General features: G+C 66.1%; 19 protein-coding genes. 17 read left to right on the top strand and 2 right to left on the bottom strand.

The annotated features are described in order from the left end of the window. Positions 1-132 precede the first annotated feature (132 nt). The 3 genes from grpE (at position 133) to dnaJ (ending at position 3,985) form a co-directional block, all read left to right on the top strand. Positions 133-678 (top strand): nucleotide exchange factor GrpE, encoded by a 546-nt coding sequence (grpE, locus tag AC57B5_RS25910; protein ID WP_013801022.1) that lies wholly within the window; start codon positions 133-135, stop codon positions 676-678. Between the two features lie 114 nt (positions 679-792). Further along, complete coding sequence (gene dnaK / locus AC57B5_RS25905) at positions 793-2,742, top strand: molecular chaperone DnaK (RefSeq protein WP_034396649.1); 1,950 nt, start codon at positions 793-795, stop codon at positions 2,740-2,742. Positions 2,743-2,842: 100 nt separating this feature from the next. Then, on the top strand, positions 2,843-3,985 hold the full coding sequence (dnaJ, locus tag AC57B5_RS25900) for a molecular chaperone DnaJ (protein WP_013801020.1): 1,143 nt from the start codon (positions 2,843-2,845) through the stop codon (positions 3,983-3,985). A 69-nt stretch (positions 3,986-4,054) separates the two neighbouring features. Here dnaJ and AC57B5_RS25895 read toward each other — a convergent pair whose 3' ends face one another. Next, positions 4,055-5,317: a tetratricopeptide repeat protein gene (locus AC57B5_RS25895; protein WP_496400594.1), complete on the bottom strand. Its 1,263-nt coding sequence runs from the start codon at positions 5,315-5,317 to the stop codon at positions 4,055-4,057. Between the two features lie 241 nt (positions 5,318-5,558). Between AC57B5_RS25895 and AC57B5_RS25890 the strand changes: the two genes are divergently transcribed. The 13 genes from AC57B5_RS25890 (at position 5,559) to accD (ending at position 19,447) form a co-directional block, all read left to right on the top strand. Further along, positions 5,559-6,503, top strand: coding sequence for a LysR family transcriptional regulator (locus tag AC57B5_RS25890; protein ID WP_012207033.1), 945 nt, complete (start codon positions 5,559-5,561; stop codon positions 6,501-6,503). A gap of 63 nt (positions 6,504-6,566) precedes the next feature. Beyond that, complete coding sequence (leuC, locus tag AC57B5_RS25885) at positions 6,567-7,988, top strand: 3-isopropylmalate dehydratase large subunit (RefSeq protein WP_034396655.1); 1,422 nt, start codon at positions 6,567-6,569, stop codon at positions 7,986-7,988. A gap of 31 nt (positions 7,989-8,019) precedes the next feature. Beyond that, a complete protein-coding gene (locus tag AC57B5_RS25880; protein WP_012207035.1) occupies positions 8,020-8,145 on the top strand; it encodes an entericidin A/B family lipoprotein in 126 nt (41 codons plus the stop codon). A gap of 20 nt (positions 8,146-8,165) precedes the next feature. After that, positions 8,166-8,819: a 3-isopropylmalate dehydratase small subunit gene (leuD, locus tag AC57B5_RS25875; RefSeq protein WP_496400593.1), complete on the top strand. Its 654-nt coding sequence runs from the start codon at positions 8,166-8,168 to the stop codon at positions 8,817-8,819. A 96-nt stretch (positions 8,820-8,915) separates the two neighbouring features. Continuing rightward, on the top strand, positions 8,916-9,986 hold the full coding sequence (gene leuB / locus AC57B5_RS25870) for a 3-isopropylmalate dehydrogenase (protein ID WP_012207037.1): 1,071 nt from the start codon (positions 8,916-8,918) through the stop codon (positions 9,984-9,986). Between the two features lie 76 nt (positions 9,987-10,062). Continuing rightward, entirely contained in the window at positions 10,063-10,275 is a 213-nt protein-coding gene (locus AC57B5_RS25865; protein ID WP_156517057.1) for a hypothetical protein, read from the top strand. A gap of 99 nt (positions 10,276-10,374) precedes the next feature. Continuing rightward, positions 10,375-11,487 carry an aspartate-semialdehyde dehydrogenase gene (gene asd / locus AC57B5_RS25860; protein ID WP_013801017.1) on the top strand — a complete coding sequence of 371 codons (1,113 nt, stop codon included), beginning with the start codon at positions 10,375-10,377 and terminating at the stop codon, positions 11,485-11,487. A 367-nt stretch (positions 11,488-11,854) separates the two neighbouring features. Next, positions 11,855-14,749: a motility hub landmark protein FimV gene (locus AC57B5_RS25855; RefSeq protein WP_496400592.1), complete on the top strand. Its 2,895-nt coding sequence runs from the start codon at positions 11,855-11,857 to the stop codon at positions 14,747-14,749. Positions 14,750-14,862: 113 nt separating this feature from the next. Continuing rightward, entirely contained in the window at positions 14,863-15,711 is an 849-nt protein-coding gene (gene truA, locus AC57B5_RS25850; protein ID WP_034396664.1) for a tRNA pseudouridine(38-40) synthase TruA, read from the top strand. A 32-nt stretch (positions 15,712-15,743) separates the two neighbouring features. Continuing rightward, the gene (locus AC57B5_RS25845; protein ID WP_013801014.1) at positions 15,744-16,466 is read left to right on the top strand and encodes a phosphoribosylanthranilate isomerase; all 723 of its coding nucleotides are present in this window, start codon (positions 15,744-15,746) and stop codon (positions 16,464-16,466) included. Then, the gene (gene trpB / locus AC57B5_RS25840; protein ID WP_012207042.1) at positions 16,444-17,700 is read left to right on the top strand and encodes a tryptophan synthase subunit beta; all 1,257 of its coding nucleotides are present in this window, start codon (positions 16,444-16,446) and stop codon (positions 17,698-17,700) included. The genes AC57B5_RS25845 and trpB overlap by 23 nt, the downstream gene beginning before the upstream one ends. Further along, positions 17,697-18,506: a tryptophan synthase subunit alpha gene (gene trpA / locus AC57B5_RS25835; protein WP_013801013.1), complete on the top strand. Its 810-nt coding sequence runs from the start codon at positions 17,697-17,699 to the stop codon at positions 18,504-18,506. Before trpB ends, trpA begins: the two co-directional genes overlap by 4 nt. 65 nt (positions 18,507-18,571) lie before the next feature. Then, positions 18,572-19,447: an acetyl-CoA carboxylase, carboxyltransferase subunit beta gene (accD, locus tag AC57B5_RS25830; protein ID WP_012207044.1), complete on the top strand. Its 876-nt coding sequence runs from the start codon at positions 18,572-18,574 to the stop codon at positions 19,445-19,447. Between the two features lie 78 nt (positions 19,448-19,525). On the opposite strand, the gene AC57B5_RS25825 is transcribed toward accD, so the two are convergent. Next, entirely contained in the window at positions 19,526-20,083 is a 558-nt protein-coding gene (locus AC57B5_RS25825; protein WP_013801011.1) for a YggT family protein, read from the bottom strand. Positions 20,084-20,173: 90 nt separating this feature from the next. On the opposite strand from AC57B5_RS25825, the gene AC57B5_RS25820 reads away from it, so the two are divergent. Further along, complete coding sequence (locus AC57B5_RS25820; protein ID WP_034396674.1) at positions 20,174-20,848, top strand: LON peptidase substrate-binding domain-containing protein; 675 nt, start codon at positions 20,174-20,176, stop codon at positions 20,846-20,848. Positions 20,849-20,937 lie beyond the last annotated feature (89 nt).

The following is a 20,937-nucleotide window of genomic DNA, read 5'->3' as shown; positions in this document are numbered from 1 at the left end:
CAGTGCGCATGCACAGGCACAAAGCCCTTGAAAATACACCGATCCGCTCGCATCTCGATTCAAGATCGTGCAATCGCCAAGTCTGGCCTCCAGCGCGGCGATCTTTTTGTTTTGTAGCTGAAGTCTCCATCCATGTCCGAACAAAACTCCAACCCCTTTCAAGACGCAGCCCCGGAAGAAATCGAAGCCGCCATGGCGGCCAACGCCGCCGACGAGCTGCAGCGCCTGCAGGCCGAGCTGGCCGAACTCAAGGCCAAGAGCGCCGAGCTGGCCGACCAGTTCCTGCGCGCCAAGGCCGAGGCAGAGAATGTGCGCCGCCGCGCGGAAGACGAAGTCTCCAAGGCCCGCAAGTTCAGCATCGAGAGCTTTGCCGAAAGCCTGCTGCCCGTCTGCGACAGCCTGGATGCCGCACTGGCCATCCAGCAGGCCACGCCAGAGCAGCTGCGCGAAGGCGCCGACGCCACGCTGCGCCAGCTGACCTCGGCCCTGGAGCGCAACAAGGTCGTGACCATCAACCCGGCAGCCGGCGAGAAATTCGACCCCAACCTGCACCAGGCCATCAGCATGGTGCCTGCCCAGCAGGAAGCCAACACCGTGGTGTCGGTGCTGCAAAAGGGCTACCTGATTGCCGACCGTATCCTGCGCCCGGCCCTCGTGACCGTGGCCCAGCCCCAGTAAGCGTGCGCTCACGGCATCGCTGACAAAAAAGAGGCAAAGCCCCTTGAAGCAGCGCCTGCCGGCCACAAGTTAGCAGTCATTCAAACATTTCACAGAACGCGGAGAGAACTCAAAATGGGAAAAATCATCGGTATTGACCTGGGCACCACCAACAGCTGCGTGGCCATCATGGACGGCAACACCACGCGCGTGATCGAGAACAGCGAAGGTGCACGCACCACGCCGTCGATCATTGCCTACCAGGAAGACGGCGAGATCCTCGTCGGCGCCTCGGCCAAGCGCCAGGCCGTCACCAACCCCCGCAACACCATCTACGCCGCCAAGCGCCTGATCGGCCGCAAGTTCGACGAGAAGGAAGTGCAAAAGGACATCGACCTGATGCCCTACACCATCTCGCGTGCCGACAACGGCGACGCCTGGGTGGAAGTGCGCGGCCAGAAGCTGGCCCCGCCGCAGATTTCCGCCGAAGTGCTGCGCAAGATGAAGAAGACCGCCGAGGACTACCTGGGCGAGCCCGTGACCGAGGCCGTGATCACCGTGCCCGCGTACTTCAACGACGCCCAGCGCCAGGCCACCAAGGATGCCGGCCGCATCGCCGGCCTGGAAGTCAAGCGCATCATCAACGAGCCCACGGCAGCTGCGCTGGCCTTCGGCCTGGACAAGATCGACAAGGGCGACCGCAAGATCGCGGTGTATGACCTGGGCGGCGGCACGTTTGACGTGTCCATCATCGAAATCGCCGATGTGGACGGCGAAAAGCAGTTCGAAGTGCTGTCCACCAACGGCGACACGTTCCTGGGCGGCGAAGACTTCGACCAGCGCATCATCGACTACATCATCACCGAGTTCAAGAAGGACCAGGGCGTTGATCTGGCCAAGGACGTGCTGGCCCTGCAGCGCCTGAAGGAAGCCGCCGAGAAGGCCAAGATCGAGCTGTCGAACTCGGCCCAGACCGACATCAACCTGCCCTACATCACGGCCGATGCCTCGGGTCCCAAGCACCTGAACATCAAGCTGACCCGCTCCAAGCTGGAAAGCCTGGTCGAAGACCTGATCGAGCGCACCATTGCGCCCTGCCGCACGGCCATCAAGGACGCAGGCGTGTCCGTGTCCGACATCGATGACGTGATCCTGGTCGGCGGCATGTCCCGCATGCCCAAGGTGCAGGAGAAGGTCAAGGAATTCTTCGGCAAGGAACCCCGCAAGGACGTGAACCCCGACGAAGCCGTGGCCGTGGGCGCCGCCGTGCAGGGCCAGGTTCTGTCGGGTGACCGCAAGGACGTGCTGCTGCTGGACGTGACGCCGCTGTCGCTGGGCATCGAGACGCTAGGTGGCGTGATGACCAAGATGATCACCAAGAACACGACCATCCCGACGAAGTTCGCACAGACCTTCTCGACGGCCGACGACAACCAGCCGGCAGTGACGATCAAGGTGTTCCAGGGTGAGCGCGAGATGGCTTCGGGCAACAAGATGCTGGGCGAGTTCAACCTCGAAGGCATTCCGCCCGCAGCGCGTGGCGTGCCCCAGATCGAAGTGGCCTTTGACATCGACGCCAACGGCATCCTGAACGTGTCCGCTAAGGACAAGGCATCGGGCAAGGAAAACAAGATCACCATCAAGGCGAACTCGGGCCTGTCCGAGGACGAGATCCAGAAGATGGTGAAGGACGCCGAGCTGAACGCAGCCGACGACAAGAAGAAGCTGGAACTGGTCCAGGCCCGCAACCAGGGCGAAGCTGCCGTGCACAGCGTCAAGAAGAGCCTGGGCGAGCATGGCGACAAGCTCGACGCTGGCGAGAAGACCGCCATCGAGAGCGCCGTCAAGGATCTGGAAGAGGCCCTCAAGGGCGAGGACAAGGACGCCATCGACGCCAAGACCACGGCGCTGATGACGGCCAGCCAGAAGCTCGGCGAGAAGATGTACGCCGATGCGCAGGCAGCCGGCGGCCCCGAGGCAGCAGCAGCCGCCGCTGCGGCCGGTGCAGCAGGCGCCTCGGCCGGTGCAGCAGCCGCGGACGACAACGTCGTTGACGCCGAAGTCAAGGAAGTCAAGAAGGACTGAACCCAGCGCGTGGTCCCTTGACGACCGCTTGCCGCCGCGCTCGGCCCTGCCAAGGGGCTGACGCGGCGTTCCTGTTCTCACTGACTGGCTAGCAAACACCATGTCCAAACGCGATTTTTACGAGGTCCTCGGCGTTGCCAAGAACGCCTCGGACGACGACATCAAGAAGGCTTATCGCAAGCTGGCGATGAAGTACCACCCTGACCGCAACCAGGGGGATGCTGCAAGCGGGGCGGAAGAGAAATTCAAGGAGGCCAAGGAGGCCTACGAGATGCTCTCCGACAGCAACAAGCGCGCGGCCTACGACCAGTACGGCCATGCAGGCGTGGACCCCAACCGCGGCATGGGCGGCGGCGCCGAAGGCTTTGGTGGCTTTGCCGAAGCCTTTGGCGACATCTTTGGCGACATGTTCAACCAGGGTGGCGGAAGACGCGGCGGCGCCGGTGGCGGCCGCCAGGTCTACCGCGGCAACGATCTCAGCTACGCCATGGAGATCACGCTGGAGGAAGCCGCCCACGGCAAGGATGCGCAGATCCGCATCCCCAGCTGGGATGGCTGCGACACCTGCCACGGCAGCGGCGCCAAGCCCGGCACCAGCGCCAAGACCTGCACCACCTGCAACGGCATGGGCAGCGTGCAGATGCGCCAGGGCTTCTTCAGCGTGCAGCAGACCTGCCCGCACTGCCGGGGCACGGGCAAGATCATTCCCGAGCCCTGCACCAGCTGCGGCGGCCAGGGCAAGGTCAAGCGCCAGAAGACACTGGAAGTGAAGATTCCGGCCGGCATCGACGACGGCATGCGCATCCGCTCCTCCGGCAATGGCGAACCCGGCACGAATGGCGGGCCTGCGGGCGATCTCTACATCGAGATTCGCATCAAGGACCATGACATCTTCGAGCGCGACGGCGACGACCTGCACTGCAACGTGCCCGTGAGCTTCATCACGGCGGCGCTCGGCGGCGAGATCGAGGTACCCACCCTGTCGGGCAAGGCGGCCATCGACATCCCCGAAGGCACCCAGGCCGGCAAGCAGTTCCGCCTGCGCGGCAAGGGCATCAAGGGCGTGCGCTCCAGCTATCCAGGCGACCTTTACTGCCACATCGTGGTCGAGACGCCCGTCAAGCTGACCGAGTACCAGCGCAAGCTGCTGCGCGAGCTGGAGGAATCGCTCAAGAAGGGCGGCGCCAAGCACTCGCCCAGCGGCGAGAGCTGGACCGACAGGCTCAAGAGCTTCTTCAGCTGATGCAGCACTGAGCCCCCAACAAAAACGCCTCTTCCGAGGCGTTTTTCATTGGTGCCTGCTCAACAGGACTCAGGGAGCGGGTTTGGCCTTCCAAGCCGCCGCCTGGCGCTCGGTGCGTGCACGCTCGGCCGCGCTCAGCGGCTGGGCCATGCTGTCACGCTTGGCGGCCAGCGAGCTGTCCCTGCCCGCCGCCAGCAGCATCCAGAAATAGGCCTGGGACGGGCTGCGCTCCACACCCTTGCCCGACGCATAAAGACTGGCGAGATTGGACTGCGCCAGCGCATCGCCCTGCTGGGCGGCACGCTCCAGCCAGCGCGCGGCCTTCTCGTCGCTGGCGGGCACGCCCTGGCCATTGGCATACAGCACGCCCAGGTTGGACTGGGCTGCGGCATTGCCCTGCTCGGCCGCCTTCTCCAGCCAGTGGGCGGCCTGCGCCATGTCGCGATCGACCACGCCACCCTCGGCATAGAGCATGCCGGCATTGAATTGCGCATCGGCATGACCCTGGCCTGCCGCCGCCACAAACCAGCGCAGCGCCTGCGCCACGTCCTCGGCCACGCCCCGGCCCGTGGCATACATCACGCCCAGGCTGTACTGACCGGCCGCTTCACCTTGCTCAGCCGAGCGCTGGAACCACTGCACGGCCTGCGCGGGGTCCTTGGCGGCTCCGCGCCCCTCGGCCAGCATCAGGCCCAGGTTGTTCTGGGCCACGGCATCGCCCTGCTCGGCAGCCTTGCGATACCACTGCACGGCCTGGGCATCGTCACGCGCCACGCCACGGCCATTCGCATACATCAACCCCAGGTCGGACTGGGCTGGCGCATAGCCCTGCTGCGCAGACTTCTCATACCACTGGGCCGCCGTCTCGGCACTCAGGGCAACGCCCTGGCCGCGCTTGTACAGCGAACCCAGCGCGTACTGGGCGCTGGCCTCGCCCTGCTCGGCATGCTGGTGCAGCGCTGCGACCTCGGCCGGGCTCAGGCCGGGCTCGCCCTTGGGGGCATGGCCCACTGCGGCTGCGGCAGTTCCGGCCGCAACAGCCCCTGCCGCCACGCCAGCGGCGGCGGCCTTGGCCGGCGCATTGCGGGTTGGAGAGGGCGCCGACTTGCCCCCGGTCTTGACGGCGGCCTTGCCCGCTGGCCTGGCTGCCGCTTTGGCCGCAGGTCTGGCTGCAGGTTTGGCCGGTGCCTTCGCACCGCTCTTGGCCGTGTTCTTCGCTGGTGGCTGCGGCTTGGCAGACGCCGGGACGGCCATGCAGGACAGGGCTGCGGCCAGCAGCAATGACAGGCCTGCAGGCAGGGCTCGCAGGCCCGTCGGGTATCGATCGTTCATATGCTCTTATTTTTGCAGCAATCCATGCAGGCGACTGGCGCAAAGATTGACAAATTCTTTCAGTATGCAACCGGCGTTCCGACAGGAAAGGCTGCCCGCAGCCATCGCCAGAAGGCATGACCCCCATCTCCATGAAATCGCGCGACATCACCAAAGACATCGCGCTTGAAGATGACAGATCGATGACTTGTGCGAGAAAATCCATCCAACTTCTCCTAATGAGAAGCCTGAACCCCACCACATGAAGAATTCAGAGCGCAGTTTTGCACGGCGCATAGACCTTACCTCCTTGCAGCTGTTCGTGGCTGTCTGCGAACTTGGCAGCATCGGCCGCGCGGCCGAGCGTGAGTTCATTGCAGCCTCGGCGGTGAGCAAGCGCCTGTCCGATCTCGAAGCCACGGTGGACACAGCCCTGCTGTACCGACACAGCCGTGGCGTGACCTTGACGCCGGCCGGCGAAAGCCTGCTGCACCATGCCCGCAACGTGCTGTACGGCCTGGAGCGCATGCAGGGCGAGCTGTCCGAGTACGCCGATGGCGTGCGCGGCCATGTGCGCATCCACGCCAACATGTCTGCCATCGTGCAGTTCCTGCCGGAAGACCTGGGCGTGTTCGCGCGCAAGCACGGCCAGGTCAAGATCGACCTGCAGGAGCAGCTCAGCCCCGCCGTACTGGCTGCCGTACAGGAAGGCACGGCCGACATCGGCATCTGCTCCATGGCGTACATGCCGCTGGGCAATGGCCAGGCCACTCCCGTACTGCAGCACCGCCCCTACCGCGAGGATCGCCTGGTCGTCGTGGTCCCCGAGCAGCACGCGCTGGCGCACAGCGACAGCGTGGCCTTTGCCGATGTGCTCGAATGGGACATCGTCAGCCTGCAGGCCGGCTCCTCCATCAGCCTGGCCATGCGCGCGGCCGCCGCACAGGCGGGGCATGCGCTGCACCAGCGCATCCAGGTCACCAGCCTGGATGCCATGTGCCGCATGATCGACAACGGCCTGGGCGTGGGACTGATTCCCGACCGCGCCTTCGAGCTCATGCACGGCGTGGGCCATCTGCGCGCACTGGAGCTCAGCGACGACTGGGCTCGGCGCGAGCTGAGCATCGTGGCGCGTGACTTCGACGCGCTACCCGTCACGGCCCGCCTGCTGGTCGAGCACCTGAGCCCGCCGGCCAGCGCATCCTGAAGGCCACTTGGCCGCTGGATGCCCCCAAAAATTTCCCCACGACACCAACCATTCGAGAACGCCATGGGACGCACCCTCTACGACAAGATCTTCGACGAGCACGTCATCCACACCGAGGATGACGGCACCGCCGTCCTCTACATCGACCGCCACCTGGTGCACGAAGTCACCAGCCCCCAGGCCTTCGAAGGCCTGCGCATGGCCGGCCGCAAGCTGTGGCGCATCAGCTCCGTGGTCGCCACGGCCGACCACAACACCCCCACCGACGGCTGGGAGCGCGGCTATGACGGCATTGCCGACCCCATCAGCAAGGAACAGATCACCACGCTGAACACCAACATCGGCGAGTTCGGCTCTGCGGCCTTCTTCCCCTTCATGGACAAGGGTCAGGGCATCGTCCACGTCATGGGCCCCGAGCAGGGCGCCACCCTGCCCGGCATGACCGTGGTCTGCGGCGACAGCCACACGTCCACGCACGGCGCCTTCGGCGCACTGGCCCACGGCATCGGCACGTCCGAAGTCGAGCACGTGATGGCCACCCAGACCCTGCTGGCCAAGAAGGCCAAGAACATGCTGATCAACGTCAGCGGCAAGGCGGCCCCCGGCATCACGGCCAAGGACATCGTGCTGGCCATCATCGGCAAGATCGGCACGGCCGGCGGCACGGGCTACACCATCGAGTTCGCCGGCGAAGCCATCCGTGACCTGAGCATGGAAGGCCGCATGACGGTCTGCAACATGGCCATCGAAGGCGGCGCGCGCGCAGGCCTGGTGGCTGTGGACGACAAGACCATCCAGTACGTCAAGGGCCGCCCGCTGGCCCCCACCGGCGCCGAATGGGATGCCGCCGTCTCCTACTGGAAGACGCTGCACTCCGATGCCGATGCGAAGTTCGACCGCGTGGTCGAGCTGCAGGCCAGCGAGATCGTGCCTCAGGTCACCTGGGGCACCTCGCCCGAGATGGTGCTGGGCGTGGATGCCCGCGTGCCGGACCCCGACAAGGAAAAGGATGCCAGCAAGCGCGGCGCCATCGAACGCGCGCTGACCTACATGGCGCTGGAGCCCGGCAAGGCGATCGACGACATCTTCGTGGACAAGGTCTTCATCGGCTCGTGCACCAACAGCCGCATCGAAGACATGCGCGAGGCCGCCGCCGTGGTCAAGAAGCTGGGCCAGAAGGTGGCGCGCAACATCAAGCTGGCCATGGTCGTGCCCGGCTCCGGACTGGTCAAGGAACAGGCCGAGCGCGAAGGCCTGGACCAGATCTTCAAGGCGGCAGGCTTTGAATGGCGCGAGCCCGGCTGCTCCATGTGCCTGGCCATGAATGCCGACCGCCTGGAGCCCGGCGAGCGCTGCGCCTCCACCAGCAACCGCAACTTCGAAGGCCGCCAGGGCGCGGGCGGACGCACCCACCTGGTGAGCCCCGCCATGGCTGCAGCCGCCGCCATCCACGGCCACTTCGTGGACATCCGCAGGTTCTCCTGATCCGATCCCGCAACTGCCCCGCCTGCACACCATGAAGCCCTCCTTCTCGATCCTCCTGATCGGCCTGGCCTTCACCCTGGCCGCCTGCAATACCGTCAAGGGCATTGGCCAGGACGTGCAAAGCGCGGGCAGCGCCATCGAACGCGCCGCCCGCTGAACCCTGAATCCGATACAGCCATGCAACAATTCACCGTGCACAAGGGCCTTGTCGCCCCCATGGACCGCGAAAACGTCGATACCGACGCCATCATTCCCAAGCAGTTCCTCAAGTCGATCAAGAAGACCGGCTTCGGCGTGAACCTGTTCGACGAATGGCGCTACCTGGACCATGGCGAGCCCGGCCAGGACCCGGCCTCGCGCAAGCCCAACCCCGACTTCGTGCTCAATCAGCCCCGCTATGCGGGCGCCTCCATCCTGGTCGCACGCAAGAACTTCGGCTGCGGATCCAGCCGCGAGCACGCGCCCTGGGCGCTGGACCAGTACGGCTTTCGCGCCATCCTGGCGCCCAGCTTTGCCGACATCTTCTTCAACAACTGCTTCAAGAACGGCCTGCTGCCCATCGTGCTGCCCGAGGCCACGATCGACATGCTGTTCAACGAGATCGCAGCCTTCCCCGGCTACGAGCTGACCATTGATCTGGATCGCCAGGTGATCGTGCGCCCGCATGGCGAGGAGATCCCTTTCGATGTCATCGCCTTTCGCAAGTTCTGCCTGCTCAACGGCTTTGACGATATCGGCCTGACGCTGCGCCACGCCGACAAGATCCGCGCCTACGAGGCCGAGCGCCTGGCCACCAAGCCCTGGCTGGCCCACACGCTGGTGCAGCGCTGATCGATCTCCACTTGCGCGCATCAATGGGCCGCAGGCGTTGCTGAACCAGTCGCCGGCGGCCTTCCACCATCCGAACAGTCTCTCAAAAGGAACACCATGAAAATCGCAGTCTTGCCCGGTGATGGCATCGGCCCCGAAATCGTTGCGGAAGCCGTGAAGGTGCTGGGCGCCCTGGGCTTGGACTTCGACATGCAGACGGCCCCCGTGGGCGGCGCTGCCTACGAAGCTGCCGGCCACCCGTTGCCCGAATCCACGCTGAAGCTGGCCATGGAGTCCGACGCCGTGCTGTTCGGCGCCGTGGGCGACTGGAAGTACGACACGCTGGACCGCCCGCTGCGCCCCGAGCAGGCCATCCTGGGCCTGCGCAAGCACATGGGCCTGTTCGCCAACTTCCGCCCGGCCATCTGCTATGCGGAACTGACCCACGCCTCCAGCCTCAAGCCCGAGCTGGTCGCGGGCCTGGACATCCTCATCATCCGTGAGCTGACCGGCGACATCTACTTCGGCCAGCCGCGCGGCCGCCGCGTGGCCACCGACGGCCACTTCCCCGGTGCCGAGGAAGCCTTCGACACCATGCGCTACTCCAAGCCCGAGATCGAGCGCATCGCCCATGTCGCCTTCCAGGCCGCGCAAAAGCGCAGCAAGCGCGTGACCAGCGTGGACAAGGCCAACGTGCTGGAAACCTTCCAGTTCTGGAAGGACGTGGTCACCGAAGTGGGCCAGCAGTACCCCGATGTGCAACTGGACCACATGTACGTGGACAACGCCGCCATGCAGCTGGTCAAGGAACCCAAGCGCTTTGACGTGGTGGTCACGGGCAACATGTTCGGCGACATCCTGTCCGACGAAGCCTCCATGCTGACCGGCTCCATCGGCATGCTGCCCTCGGCATCGCTCAACTCCAGGGGCCAGGGCCTGTACGAGCCCAGCCACGGCTCGGCCCCCGACATCGCCGGCAAGGGCATTGCCAATCCGCTGGCCACCATCCTGTCGGCCGCGATGATGCTGCGCTTTTCGCTGAACCAGGAAGCCGCCGCCCAGCGCATCGAAGCCGCCGTTCAAAAGGTGCTGGCCCAAGGCCTGCGCACGGCCGACATCTACAGCGAAGGCACGACCAAGGTCTCCACCCGCGAGATGGGCGATGCCGTGGTGGCCGCACTGGCCTGAAGTCCATGACGGCCGCCAGCCTCCCGGCTTGCGGCTGTCCCTGTGGCGGGCAGGCACTGCCCTGCTTCGCCACAACATGGCAAAACGTCAAAATAGACGTTCGGTTTTCGCCGATTCGACGAAGATATTCATCAAAACAGACATTCTCTTTCCTGGCGTATTCGATAGAATGACGTCTCTTATGTTTGCCGCCCGCCCGTTCCTCCTGCTGAACATTGCACCCGCCGCCCTGGCTGGTGTGGCTGCGCGCGCAATCACCTCCACAACCATTACGACAATCAAAGGCTGACCCAGCCCGGTTCGTCGTGCGCCCTCACCTGGCCTAGACGAGCCGGGCGACAACAGTCTTGATCAAGCACTGTTTTCACACTGAAAGGGCGTTTCAAAAATGAGCAAGCAATTGGTAGGCCTCGTCGGCTGGCGCGGCATGGTCGGCTCCGTGCTGATGGACCGCATGCAGGCAGAGGGCGACTTCGACCTGATCGAGCCCGTGTTCTTCTCCACCTCCAACGCCGGCGGCAAGGCCCCGGCCATGGCGAAGACCCACACCGAGCTGCGCAATGCCAACGACATTGCCGAGCTGTCCAAGTGCGACATCATCATCACCTGCCAGGGCGGCGACTACACCAAGGAAGTCTTCCCCCAGCTGCGCGCCTCGGGCTGGAACGGTCACTGGATCGATGCCGCCTCGTCGCTGCGCATGGAAGGCGATGCCGTCATCGTGCTCGACCCCGTCAATGAAGGCCTGATCCAGTCCAAGCTCGCCGCGGGCGGCAAGAACTGGATTGGCGGCAACTGCACCAACTCCATCTTGCTGATGGGCCTTGGCGGCCTGTTCAAGGCCGGTCTCGTGGAATGGGTCAGCTCCATGACCTACCAGGCAGCCTCCGGTGGCGGCGCCAACCACATGCGCGAACTGCTCAAGGGCATGGGCGTGGTGCACGCTGCCGTGGCCGACGAACTGGCCACGCCCGCATCCGCCATCCTGGACATCGACCGCAAGGTGGCCCAGACCATCCGCACCGACGTGCCCACCGAATTCTTCGGCGCACCGCTGGCCGGTGGCCTGATCCCCTGGATCGATGCACAGCTGGACAACGGCCAGTCCAAGGAAGAGTGGAAGGGCCAGGCCGAGGTCAACAAGATCCTGGGCACCGAGCAGACCATCCCTGTCGATGGCCTGTGCGTGCGCATCGGCGCCATGCGCTGCCACAGCCTGGCGCTGACCCTCAAGCTCAAGAAGGACCTGCCCCTGGAAGAGCTGGAAGCCATCATCAAGTCCGGCAACCCCTGGGTGAAGTGGGTTCCCAACGACCGCGCCATCACCGTCAAGGAACTGACCCCTGCCGCCATCACCGGCGGCCTGGAAGTCGGCGTGGGCCGCGTGCGCAAGCTGAACATGGGCCCCGAGTACCTGTCGGCCTTCGTGATCGGTGACCAGCTGCTGTGGGGCGCCGCCGAGCCGCTGCGCCGCATGCTGCGCATCCTGCTCGCCGCCTGAGCATCGCCGGCTTGAGCCAACACAAAAAGCGCCATGTCCCGGGCCGGGACATGGCGCTTTTTTCGGCTTTAAGCCCTGGGCAATTGGGCACAATGCCCAGGTCTCTTGTCCATTGGCTGTAGGTGGTTGCCTACAATCACCAAAGATACATTGTGTTTCTTCTCGTTGCCGTTCGACAACAACTATTGGCGTTCGCCGGCAACCAGACGCTTGCGATCCTATAGCGTGGCCGACAATGCGACCCAAGCACCTTGGTAGATGGCGTGCCATCTATCCCCGGGTAAATTTCAATTACATGTGCAAGCGCGGGCATTCCCACAATAACAATAGTGCCTGCCCAATTGCATCCACACAGGTTTGACGCTTTATGCATCGTTGGAAACTCTCTGTGCTGGCCACTGCGGCCGTCGTCTCGGTCGCACTGCCCGCCTCCGAGGCCTGGGCACTGGCTCTGGGCCGGGTGAACGTGCAATCGGCCCTGGGCGAGCCCCTGCGTGCCGAAGTCGAAATCCCCCAGATCACCGCCGCTGAAGCCGAAGGCCTGCGCGTGGGCGTGGCCTCTCCCGGCGTCTTCCGCACCCAGGGCATGGAGTACAACGCCACCGCCAGCCAGGTGCGCGTCAGCGTGCAGCGCCGCGCGGATGGCTCGGCCGTGCTGCGCCTCACAAGCACACAGCCCGTCAACGAACCCTTTGTCGATCTGGTGATCGACGCCAGCTGGGCTTCGGGCAACCTGCAGCGCAACTACACCCTGCTGCTGGACCCGCCCACCCTGCAAAAGCTCCCGCCTGCCGTGACGGCTGCAGCCCAGGCATCGGCACCCGAGCCTGCCGCCGCGCCGCGCCGCGCAGCCCCCGCTGCATCGCAAGCCGCTGCAGGCAACACCGAGGAAAGCCGCCCCGCGCCAGCAGCCGCGCGCCGTGCCGCCCCGGCAGCCCGCGAGCGCGCCGCAGCGGCTCCCGCGTCGTCCGAGGCCTCCGAAGTCCGCATCAAGGCTGGGGACACGGCAGGCCGCATCGCCGCCGCCCACCTGCCAGCCGGCGTTTCGCTGGACCAGATGCTGGTGGCCATGCTGCGCACCAATCCCAAGGTCTTCATCAACGGCAATGTGAACCGCATGCGCTCCGGCGCCGTGCTCACCGTGCCGGACGAAGCCACGGCCCAGGCCACCTCGCCGCGCGAAGCGCGCCAGATCGTTGCCGCCCAGTCCCGCGATTTCAACCAGTTCCGCCGCCAGCTGGCCAGCGCCGCGCCGGCCGCGCCCGTGGCATCGGCCAATCGTGAAGCATCGGGCAGCGTCCAGGCCCAGGTCGAAGACCGCAAGCCGTCCACCGCAGCACCCGACAAGCTCACCCTGTCCAAGGGCGCCGTCAAGGGCGTGGAGGCCGACGAGCGCCTGGCCAAGCAAAAGCAGTCGGACGACCAGGCATCGCGCACGGCCGAGTTGCAGCGCAACATGTCCGAGCTGAGCCAGATCGCCGCCGCCACCAAGCCGGCCGAAGGTGGTGCTGCAGCACCTGCCTCGGCAGCCAGCGGCACGGCAAACGGCGTCGCTGTGCCGGGCGCGCCGACCGTGCCTGCAGCGCCTGAAGCTGCAGCACCCCAGACAACTCCCGCGGCCCCGGCGGCGCCTGCCGATGCAGCTGCTGCGGCCGCTGCGCCCACCGCTGCTCCAGACGCCGCAGCCAATGCAGCCGGCTCGGCAGCGCCTGCTGCAGAAGCCGTGCCCGCCACGCCCGCTCCGGCCGAGCCGCCGAAGCCCAAGCCGGCACCCGCCCCCGTCGCGCCGATCGCCGAGCCCAGCTTCATCGATACGCTGCTGGAAGACCCCACCATCCCGCTGGCCGGTGCTGCCCTGCTGGCCCTGCTGCTGGGCTATGGCGGCTACCGCGTCATGCAGCGCCGCCGCGCCGCTGCCGCCTCCAGCGAAAGCGCCTTTGGCGACAGCCAGCTGGCAGCCGACTCCTTCTTTGGCGCCAGCGGCGGCCAACGCGTGGACACCGGCACTTCGAGCCAGCTGTCCGGCACCTCCATGCATTACTCGCCCAGCCAGCTTGATGCGGGCGATGTGGACCCCGTGGCCGAGGCCGACGTCTACCTGGCCTATGGCCGCGACCTGCAGGCAGAGGAAATCCTCAAGGAAGCGCTGCGCACCGACCCCAACCGCACCGCACTGCACCAGAAGCTGGCCGACATCTACGCCAAGCGCCATGACCGCAAGGCCTTCGAGGCCGTCGCGCAGACCCTGCATGGCCTGACCCAGGGCAAGGGCGTGGACTGGCAGCGCCTGGCCGACCAGGGCCGCATCCTGGACCCGGAAAACGCCCTCTACCAGCCTGCAGGCGCCGCGCCCCTGTCTGGTGCCGCCGTTGCCGGTGGCGCCGCAGTGGCTGCTGCCGGACTGGCTGCCGCCTCGCTGGCCAGCCGCCCCCTGGACATGGATGCGCACCGCGAAGGCCCTGCCACCCTGCCCATGGACCTGGACATGGACCTCAACATGGACCTGCCCGGCGGCCTGGCCGATGCCAGCCTGCCCGCGCAGCACGCCAGCCCCCTTCCCGCACCGGCCCCCATGCCCAGCGAACAGGACTTCGCAGCGCTGGAGCCCACGCTGCGCGCGCCGCTGGAAGCCACGCCCTCCGCAAAGGACGACACACCTCGCATCGAGCCCCACGTCGAGCCACCCGTTGCATCGCTGGACATGCCCAGCTTCCAGCCCACGGCCCACGCCTCGCTGACGGACGCCCTGAACCACAGCAACGCCATGGACGGCATGCAGCCGACCGAGATGCTGTCGCTGGACATGCCCGGCACGCAGGCGGCCGACAGCTTCCCGGCCACCGAGCCCTCGCCCCTGACCAGCTCCACCACGGACGACAGCCATGCCAAGACCGAGCTGCTGTCCCTGGACGCCATGGAGTTCAACCTGGAAGGCCTGAGCACGGAGGCACCCGCCCCAACGCCGGCAACGCCCCAGGCAGGCGGCGTGCTGGAGACGGCGGCCAAGGCCAAGCCGGAACCGGCCGAGTCGCTGGAATTCGACCTGGGCAGCCTGTCCCTGGACCTGGGCAACGACACCCCTGCCGTGGCAACCCCGCCCTCGGCTCCTGAGGACCCGCTGGCCACCAAGCTCGCACTGGCCCAGGAGTTCAACGCCATCGGCGACAGTGACGGAGCCCGTACACTGATCGAGGAAGTGATCGCCGAGGCCCACGGCGATCTCAAGGCCAAGGCCCAGCGCCTGCTGGCCGAGATAGATTGAAGCCCGGCGGCGCCTGCCCAGGCGCCGCACCGGTTTCGCGTGACAGGGTGGTGCAAGCCGCCATGGAAAACTGACAACTTGATGCACACCCAACCCATGCCGGAGGCCTCGCAATGCGCGTAGCCCTCGGCGTCGCCTACAACGGCCAGCGCTACAGCGGCTGGCAAAGCCAGCTGTCTGGCAACACCATTCAAGACCATCTCGAAGCGGCCCTGGGCCGCTTTGCCGCTCAGGAGGTGCACACCCTCTGCGCGGGCCGCACCGATGCCGGCGTGCACGGCCTCATGCAGGTCGTCCACTTCGACACGCCGCTGGACAGGGCCCCGTTCTCCTGGGTCCGTGGCACCAACACCTTCCTGCCGCCGGACATTGCCGTGCAATGGGCCCAGCCCGTGCCCGATGCCTTCCATTCGCGCGCCTGTGCCACGGCAAGGCGCTATGCCTATGTGCTGCTGCAATCGCCCGTGCGCCCCAGCGTGGAGGCCGGGCGCGTGGGCTGGGTGTTCCATGCGCTCGATGGTGATGCCATGCAGGCCGCCGCCCGGCACCTGCTGGGCGAGCACGACTTCAGCTCGTTCCGCGCGTCGGGCTGCCAGGCAAAGTCCCCCGTCAAGACGCTGCACCGCCTGTCCATCACCCGCCGCATGGCAGGCGATGGCGCCCAGATGGCCGCAGCCAGCTCCATGCGGCCCGGCGACGCGGCCATGGAATGCTGCTACTGGCGCTTCGAGTTCGAAGGCAGCGCCTTCCTCCATCACATGGTGCGCAACATCATGGGCTGCCTGATCGCCATCGGCCAGGGCGCATATGCGCCGCAGTGGATGCAGCAGGTACTGGACGCCCGTTCCCGCGATGCCGCCGCGCCCACCTTCTCGCCCGACGGCCTGTACTTTCTGGGCCCCGTATACGATCCTTCATGGGGCCTTCCTTCGCGCAGCCCGGCCTATGATTGGCTCCCGTGAACGGACAAGCCCTCCCCCATTCTTCAGTCCCCATGCAGCGCACTCGAATCAAGATCTGCGGACTCACCCGCGAACAGGACGTGGACGCCGCCGTGGCTGCGGGCACCGATGCCGTGGGTTTTGTGCTCTACGCCCCCAGTCCGCGCGCCGTGACGGTGCAGCGCGCTGCAGAACTGGCGCGGCGCCTGCCGCCCTTCGTGACCCCGGTGCTGCTGTTCGTCAATGAAAGCGCCGCCAACGTGATGGCTGCCTGCGCCGCCATCCCGGGCGCCTGCGTGCAGTTCCACGGCGACGAGTCCCCCGAGGACTGCCTTGCCGCCACATCGGGCGGCACCCGCGCCTTCCTGCGCGCCGCACGCATTCCCCTTGGTCCCGACGCCGCGCGCTTCGACCTCGTAGAATATGCCCAGCGTTACTCGAAAGCCCAGGCCATACTGCTCGACGCCCATGTCGACGGCTATGGTGGTGGCGGAAAAGCATTCAATTGGTCACTCCTTCCACCAAACGTCGCCTCTCACCTCGTTTTGTCTGGTGGACTCACGCCTGCAAACGTGACCGATGGCATCTTGCAAGTGCGCCCGCGAGGACTCTCGCTGGCCGTTGATGTCAGTTCCGGCGTCGAGGCCGATGGTCCCGACGGCAAGCCCCTCAGGGGCATCAAGGACGCCGGCAAGATACACCGATTCATCGCCGCCGTGCGCGCGGCCGATGACCAACTTTTGCAGACAAGCCATGTTCGAATACCAGTACCCTGACGCATCCGGCCACTTCGGCCGCTTCGGCGGCAGCTTTGCCAGCGAAACCCTGACACACGCTCTGACCGAGCTGCGCGACGCCTACGCCAAGTACCAGAACGACCCGGAATTCGTTGCCGAATTCCAGTCCGAGCTGGCCCACTTCGTCGGCCGCCCCTCGCCCGTCTACCACGCGGCGCGCATGTCGCGCGAGATGGGCGGCGCGCAGATCTACCTCAAGCGCGAAGACCTCAACCACACGGGCGCGCACAAGATCAACAACGTGATCGGCCAGGCCATGCTGGCCCGGCGCATGGGCAAGCCCCGCATCATTGCCGAGACGGGCGCCGGCCAGCACGGCGTGGCCACGGCCACCATCTGCGCGCGCTACGGCCTCGAATGCATCGTCTACATGGGTGCCGAGGACGTGAAGCGCCAAAGCCCCAACGTCTACCGCATGCGCCTGCTGGGCGCCACCGTGGTGCCGGTGGAGTCGGGCAGCCGCACGCTCAAGGACGCGCTCAACGAGGCCATGCGCGACTGGGTGGCCAACGTGGACAACACCTTCTACATCATCGGCACCGTTGCCGGCCCCCATCCCTACCCGGCGATGGTGCGCGACTTCCAGAAGGTGATCGGCGAGGAATGCCTGACGCAGATGCCCGAATTCCTGGGCGCCGACCGCCAGCCTGATGCCGTGGTCGCCTGCGTGGGCGGCGGCAGCAATGCCATGGGCATCTTCCACCCCTACATCCCGTTCGAGAACACGCGCCTGATTGGCGTGGAGGCGGCCGGCGAAGGCCTGGACAGCGGCAAGCACTCGGCCTCGCTGCAGCGCGGCAGCAGCGGCGTGCTGCACGGCAACCGCACCTTCATCCTGCAGGACGAGAACGGCCAGATCACCGAGACGCACAGCATCAGCGCCGGCCTCGACTACCCCGGCGTCGGCCCCGAGCACGCCTGGCTGCAGGAACTGGGCCGGGCCCAGTACGTGGGCATCACCGACCAGGAGGCGCTGGACGCCTTCCACTACCTGTGCCGCACCGAAGGCATCATTCCCGCCCTGGAGTCCAGCCATGCCGTGGCCTATGCCATGCAACTGGCCAAGACCATGCGCGCCGACCAGTCCATCCTCGTGAACCTGTCCGGTCGCGGCGACAAGGACATCGGCACCGTGGCCGACCTCTCGGGCGCCGATTACTACGACCGTCCCTCCATGCGCGGGCTCACGGTCAAGGGAGGAGCAGCTCAATGAGCCGCATCACCACGACTTTCGCCAAACTCCAGGAAGAAGGCCGCAAGGCCCTGATCCCCTACATCACCGCAGGCTTCCCGTTCGCGGCCATCACGCCATCGCTGATGCACGGCATGGTGGAGGCCGGCGCCGACGTGATCGAGCTGGGCGTGCCCTTCTCGGACCCCATGGCCGACGGCCCCACCATCCAGAAGGCAGGCGACCGCGCCATCGCCAATGGCGTGGGCCTGGTGCAGGTGCTGGCCTATGTGCGCGAGTTCCGCCAGAAGAACCAGACCACGCCCGTGGTGCTGATGGGCTACGCCAACCCGGTGGAGCGCTACGACCAGATCCACGGCAATGACCGCTTCGTGGACGATGCGGCCGAGGCCGGCGTCGACGGCCTGCTCATCGTGGACTACCCGCCCGAGGAGTGCGAGGCGTTCGCCGCGCAACTGCGTGCGCGCGACATGGACCTCATCTTCCTGCTGGCGCCCACCTCCACCACCGAGCGCATGCAGCAGGTGGCGCGCGTGGCCAGCGGCTATGTCTACTACGTCTCGCTCAAGGGCGTGACCGGAGCAGGCACGCTCGACACGGCGGCCGTGGAAGCCATGCTGCCGCGCATCCGCGAGCATGTGAGCATTCCTGTGGGCGTGGGCTTCGGCATCCGCGACGCGGCCACGGCCCAGGCCATTGGCCGGGTGGCCGATGCCGTGGTCATCGGCAGCCGCATCATCGAGATGCTGGACGGCCAGCCCCACGAAAAGATCGTCCCCCTGACCATCGACTTCCTGCGCGGCGTGCGCAAGGCACTCGACGCGTAGGTCGCATAATGCAGCCCTTGCATGCGGCCCGGTGCCGCATGCCCTGCGCCTGAAAAGGAAACACCATGTCCTGGCTTGAAAAACTCCTGCCTGCCAAAATCCAGCAAACCAACCCCACGGATCGCCACCAGCAGATCCCCGAGGGTCTGTGGATCAAGTGCCCGAGCTGCGAGACCGTGCTCTACAAGGCCGATCTGGAGAAAAACCAGAACGTCTGCCCCAGCTGCAGCCACCATCACCGCATCGGCGCCCGCGCCCGCCTGAACCATTTCCTGGATGCCGAAGGCCGTTATGAAATCGGCCAGGAAGTCATCCCCGTCGATGCCCTGAAGTTCAAGGACAGCCGCAAGTACCCCGAGCGCCTCAAGGAAGCGCTGGAGAACACCGGCGAGACCGATGCCCTGGTCGTCATGGGCGGCGCCATCAAGAGCGTCAACGTGGTCGCAGCCTGCTTCGAGTTCGAGTTCATGGGCGGCTCCATGGGCTCTGTGGTCGGCGAGCGCTTCGTGCGCGGTGTCGAGACCGCCATCGAGCAGAAGGTCCCCTTCATCTGCTTCACCGCCACGGGCGGTGCGCGCATGCAGGAAGGCCTGCTGAGCCTGATGCAGATGGCCAAGGCCAATGCCGCGCTCACGCGCCTGGCCAAGAAGGGCCTGCCCTACGTCTCGGTGCTGACCGATCCCACCTTCGGTGGCGTCTCCGCCAGCTTTGCCTTCGTCGGCGATATCGTCATTGCCGAGCCCAAGACCCTGGTCGGCTTCGCCGGCCCGCGCGTGATCGAGACCACCGTGCGCGTGAAGTTGCCCGAAGGCTTCCAGCGCGCCGAGTTCCTGCAGGACAAGGGCGCCGTGGACATGATCGTGGACCGCCGCGAGCTGCGCGACCGCATCGCCGCATCGCTTGCCATGCTGCAGCGCCTGCCGGCCGACGCGGTCCAGTAAAGCCTCGCGCAGACACAAAAAAAGCCGCCGCAGGTTGATGCCTGCGGCGGCTTTTTCACGTCCAGGAAACCAGGGAAATCAGGCCAGCAGCATCAGGCCCGAACCCTGGATATACCCCAGCACCATCAGCGCGATCTGCAGCAGCACCAGAGCCACCAGTGCCGACAGATCGATACCGCCGATCAGCGGAACAACACGGCGGATGGGCCGCAGCATGGGCTCGGACAGGCGCTGCAGCACGCCATACATCGGCGACTGCGGCTGCACCCACGACAAGATGGCATAGATCAGCAGCACGCCCACCATGCCCGACAGCGCCACGCGCGCCAGGCCGCACAGCGCCAGCCAGGGCAGGGCAACCACGGTGGACTGCCCACCCATCAACAGCCACAGCAGCACGAACTGCAGCATCTGCAGCAGGAAGGCGGCGATCAGGCTGGACATGTCCCAGCGCCCGGCCGGCTTGATGATGCGGCGCAGCGGCATCACGATCCAGTCGGACAGCGCAAACACCAGCTGCCCCACGGGGTTGCCGAAGGGCACGCGCTGGGCCTGCATGTACATGCGCAGCAGGCATACGCCGGTCAACAGGCCAACGACCACGTCGAGCAAAAAGGAAACGATCTGAAAAAGCATGGCGTTGTAGGACTGCGGGAGGAAGATCGGACCACGGCCATCCGGCCTTGGCACAGCATGGGATGATAGCTGCCGCATCCCGCCCATCACATGACCGCCCCTACCGCACTGCACTCCCTGCCGCTGTTCCCCCTGGGCAGCGTCCTCTTTCCCCAAGGCCTGCTGAGCCTTCGCGTCTTTGAAGTCCGCTATCTGGACATGATCCGCAAGTGCGAGCGCACGGGCGCTCCCTTCGGCGTGGTGGCGCTGCAGGCCGGCAGCGAAGTGCGCAAGGCTGGCGCTGCCGCCGAGCAATTGCACGCCGTGGGCACGCTGGCCCGCATCGTCCAGTTGCAGCAGCCCCAGCCCGGCCTGCTGCACCTGCAGTGCGAAGGCACGCAGCGCTTTCGCATGCAGGAGCACCGCCAACTGCCCCACGGCCTGTGGGTGGCCGATGTGCAGATGCTGCCTGCCGATGCCGCTGTACCCATCCCCAGCCACCTGCTCGCCACCGCCCAGGCCTTGGCCCAGGTGCTGATGCAGCTGCACGCGCGCTCCACAGACGCAGACCATGCCCGGCTGCCCAGCGCCGAACAGATGGGCGACTGCGGCTGGGTGGCCAACCGCTGGACCGAGCTGCTGCCCATGCCGGTCTCCATCAAACAGCAACTGATGGCGCTGGACAGCCCGCTGGTGCGGCTGGAGCTCGTGGCCGATGTGCTGGAGCGCAGCGGCATAGGCCATGCCCAGGGCCCGGCACCCGGCTCCCCGTCCGCCGGGCACTGACGATTTGGCAGGACTGCAGCGTCATACCGCAGCGGCGTCCGGCACATTGGCAGCACCGCGCACCGAAAGCGCGCCAAAAAACTTAAAAT

It is taken from the genome of Delftia sp. BGA-UO-ETr-SB1 (genome assembly GCF_059567865.1).
Note: the sequence above shows the minus strand (reverse complement) of the source record. Positions and strands in the feature narration are given on the sequence as shown.

Coding starts and splice junctions, on each gene's coding strand:
- grpE (WP_013801022.1), top strand. CDS start 133: ATGTCCGAACAAAACTCCAACCCCTTTCAAGACGCAGCCCCGGAAGAA.
- AC57B5_RS25820 (WP_034396674.1), top strand. CDS start 20,174: ATGACCGCCCCTACCGCACTGCACTCCCTGCCGCTGTTCCCCCTGGGC.
- asd (WP_013801017.1), top strand. CDS start 10,375: ATGAGCAAGCAATTGGTAGGCCTCGTCGGCTGGCGCGGCATGGTCGGC.
- trpA (WP_013801013.1), top strand. CDS start 17,697: ATGAGCCGCATCACCACGACTTTCGCCAAACTCCAGGAAGAAGGCCGC.
- dnaK (WP_034396649.1), top strand. CDS start 793: ATGGGAAAAATCATCGGTATTGACCTGGGCACCACCAACAGCTGCGTG.
- trpB (WP_012207042.1), top strand. CDS start 16,444: ATGTTCGAATACCAGTACCCTGACGCATCCGGCCACTTCGGCCGCTTC.
- AC57B5_RS25865 (WP_156517057.1), top strand. CDS start 10,063: ATGGCAAAACGTCAAAATAGACGTTCGGTTTTCGCCGATTCGACGAAG.
- AC57B5_RS25880 (WP_012207035.1), top strand. CDS start 8,020: ATGAAGCCCTCCTTCTCGATCCTCCTGATCGGCCTGGCCTTCACCCTG.
- leuB (WP_012207037.1), top strand. CDS start 8,916: ATGAAAATCGCAGTCTTGCCCGGTGATGGCATCGGCCCCGAAATCGTT.
- leuD (WP_496400593.1), top strand. CDS start 8,166: ATGCAACAATTCACCGTGCACAAGGGCCTTGTCGCCCCCATGGACCGC.
- accD (WP_012207044.1), top strand. CDS start 18,572: ATGTCCTGGCTTGAAAAACTCCTGCCTGCCAAAATCCAGCAAACCAAC.
- AC57B5_RS25890 (WP_012207033.1), top strand. CDS start 5,559: ATGAAGAATTCAGAGCGCAGTTTTGCACGGCGCATAGACCTTACCTCC.
- leuC (WP_034396655.1), top strand. CDS start 6,567: ATGGGACGCACCCTCTACGACAAGATCTTCGACGAGCACGTCATCCAC.
- AC57B5_RS25845 (WP_013801014.1), top strand. CDS start 15,744: ATGCAGCGCACTCGAATCAAGATCTGCGGACTCACCCGCGAACAGGAC.
- dnaJ (WP_013801020.1), top strand. CDS start 2,843: ATGTCCAAACGCGATTTTTACGAGGTCCTCGGCGTTGCCAAGAACGCC.
- truA (WP_034396664.1), top strand. CDS start 14,863: ATGCGCGTAGCCCTCGGCGTCGCCTACAACGGCCAGCGCTACAGCGGC.
- AC57B5_RS25825 (WP_013801011.1), bottom strand. CDS start 20,083: ATGCTTTTTCAGATCGTTTCCTTTTTGCTCGACGTGGTCGTTGGCCTG.
- AC57B5_RS25895 (WP_496400594.1), bottom strand. CDS start 5,317: ATGAACGATCGATACCCGACGGGCCTGCGAGCCCTGCCTGCAGGCCTG.
- AC57B5_RS25855 (WP_496400592.1), top strand. CDS start 11,855: ATGCATCGTTGGAAACTCTCTGTGCTGGCCACTGCGGCCGTCGTCTCG.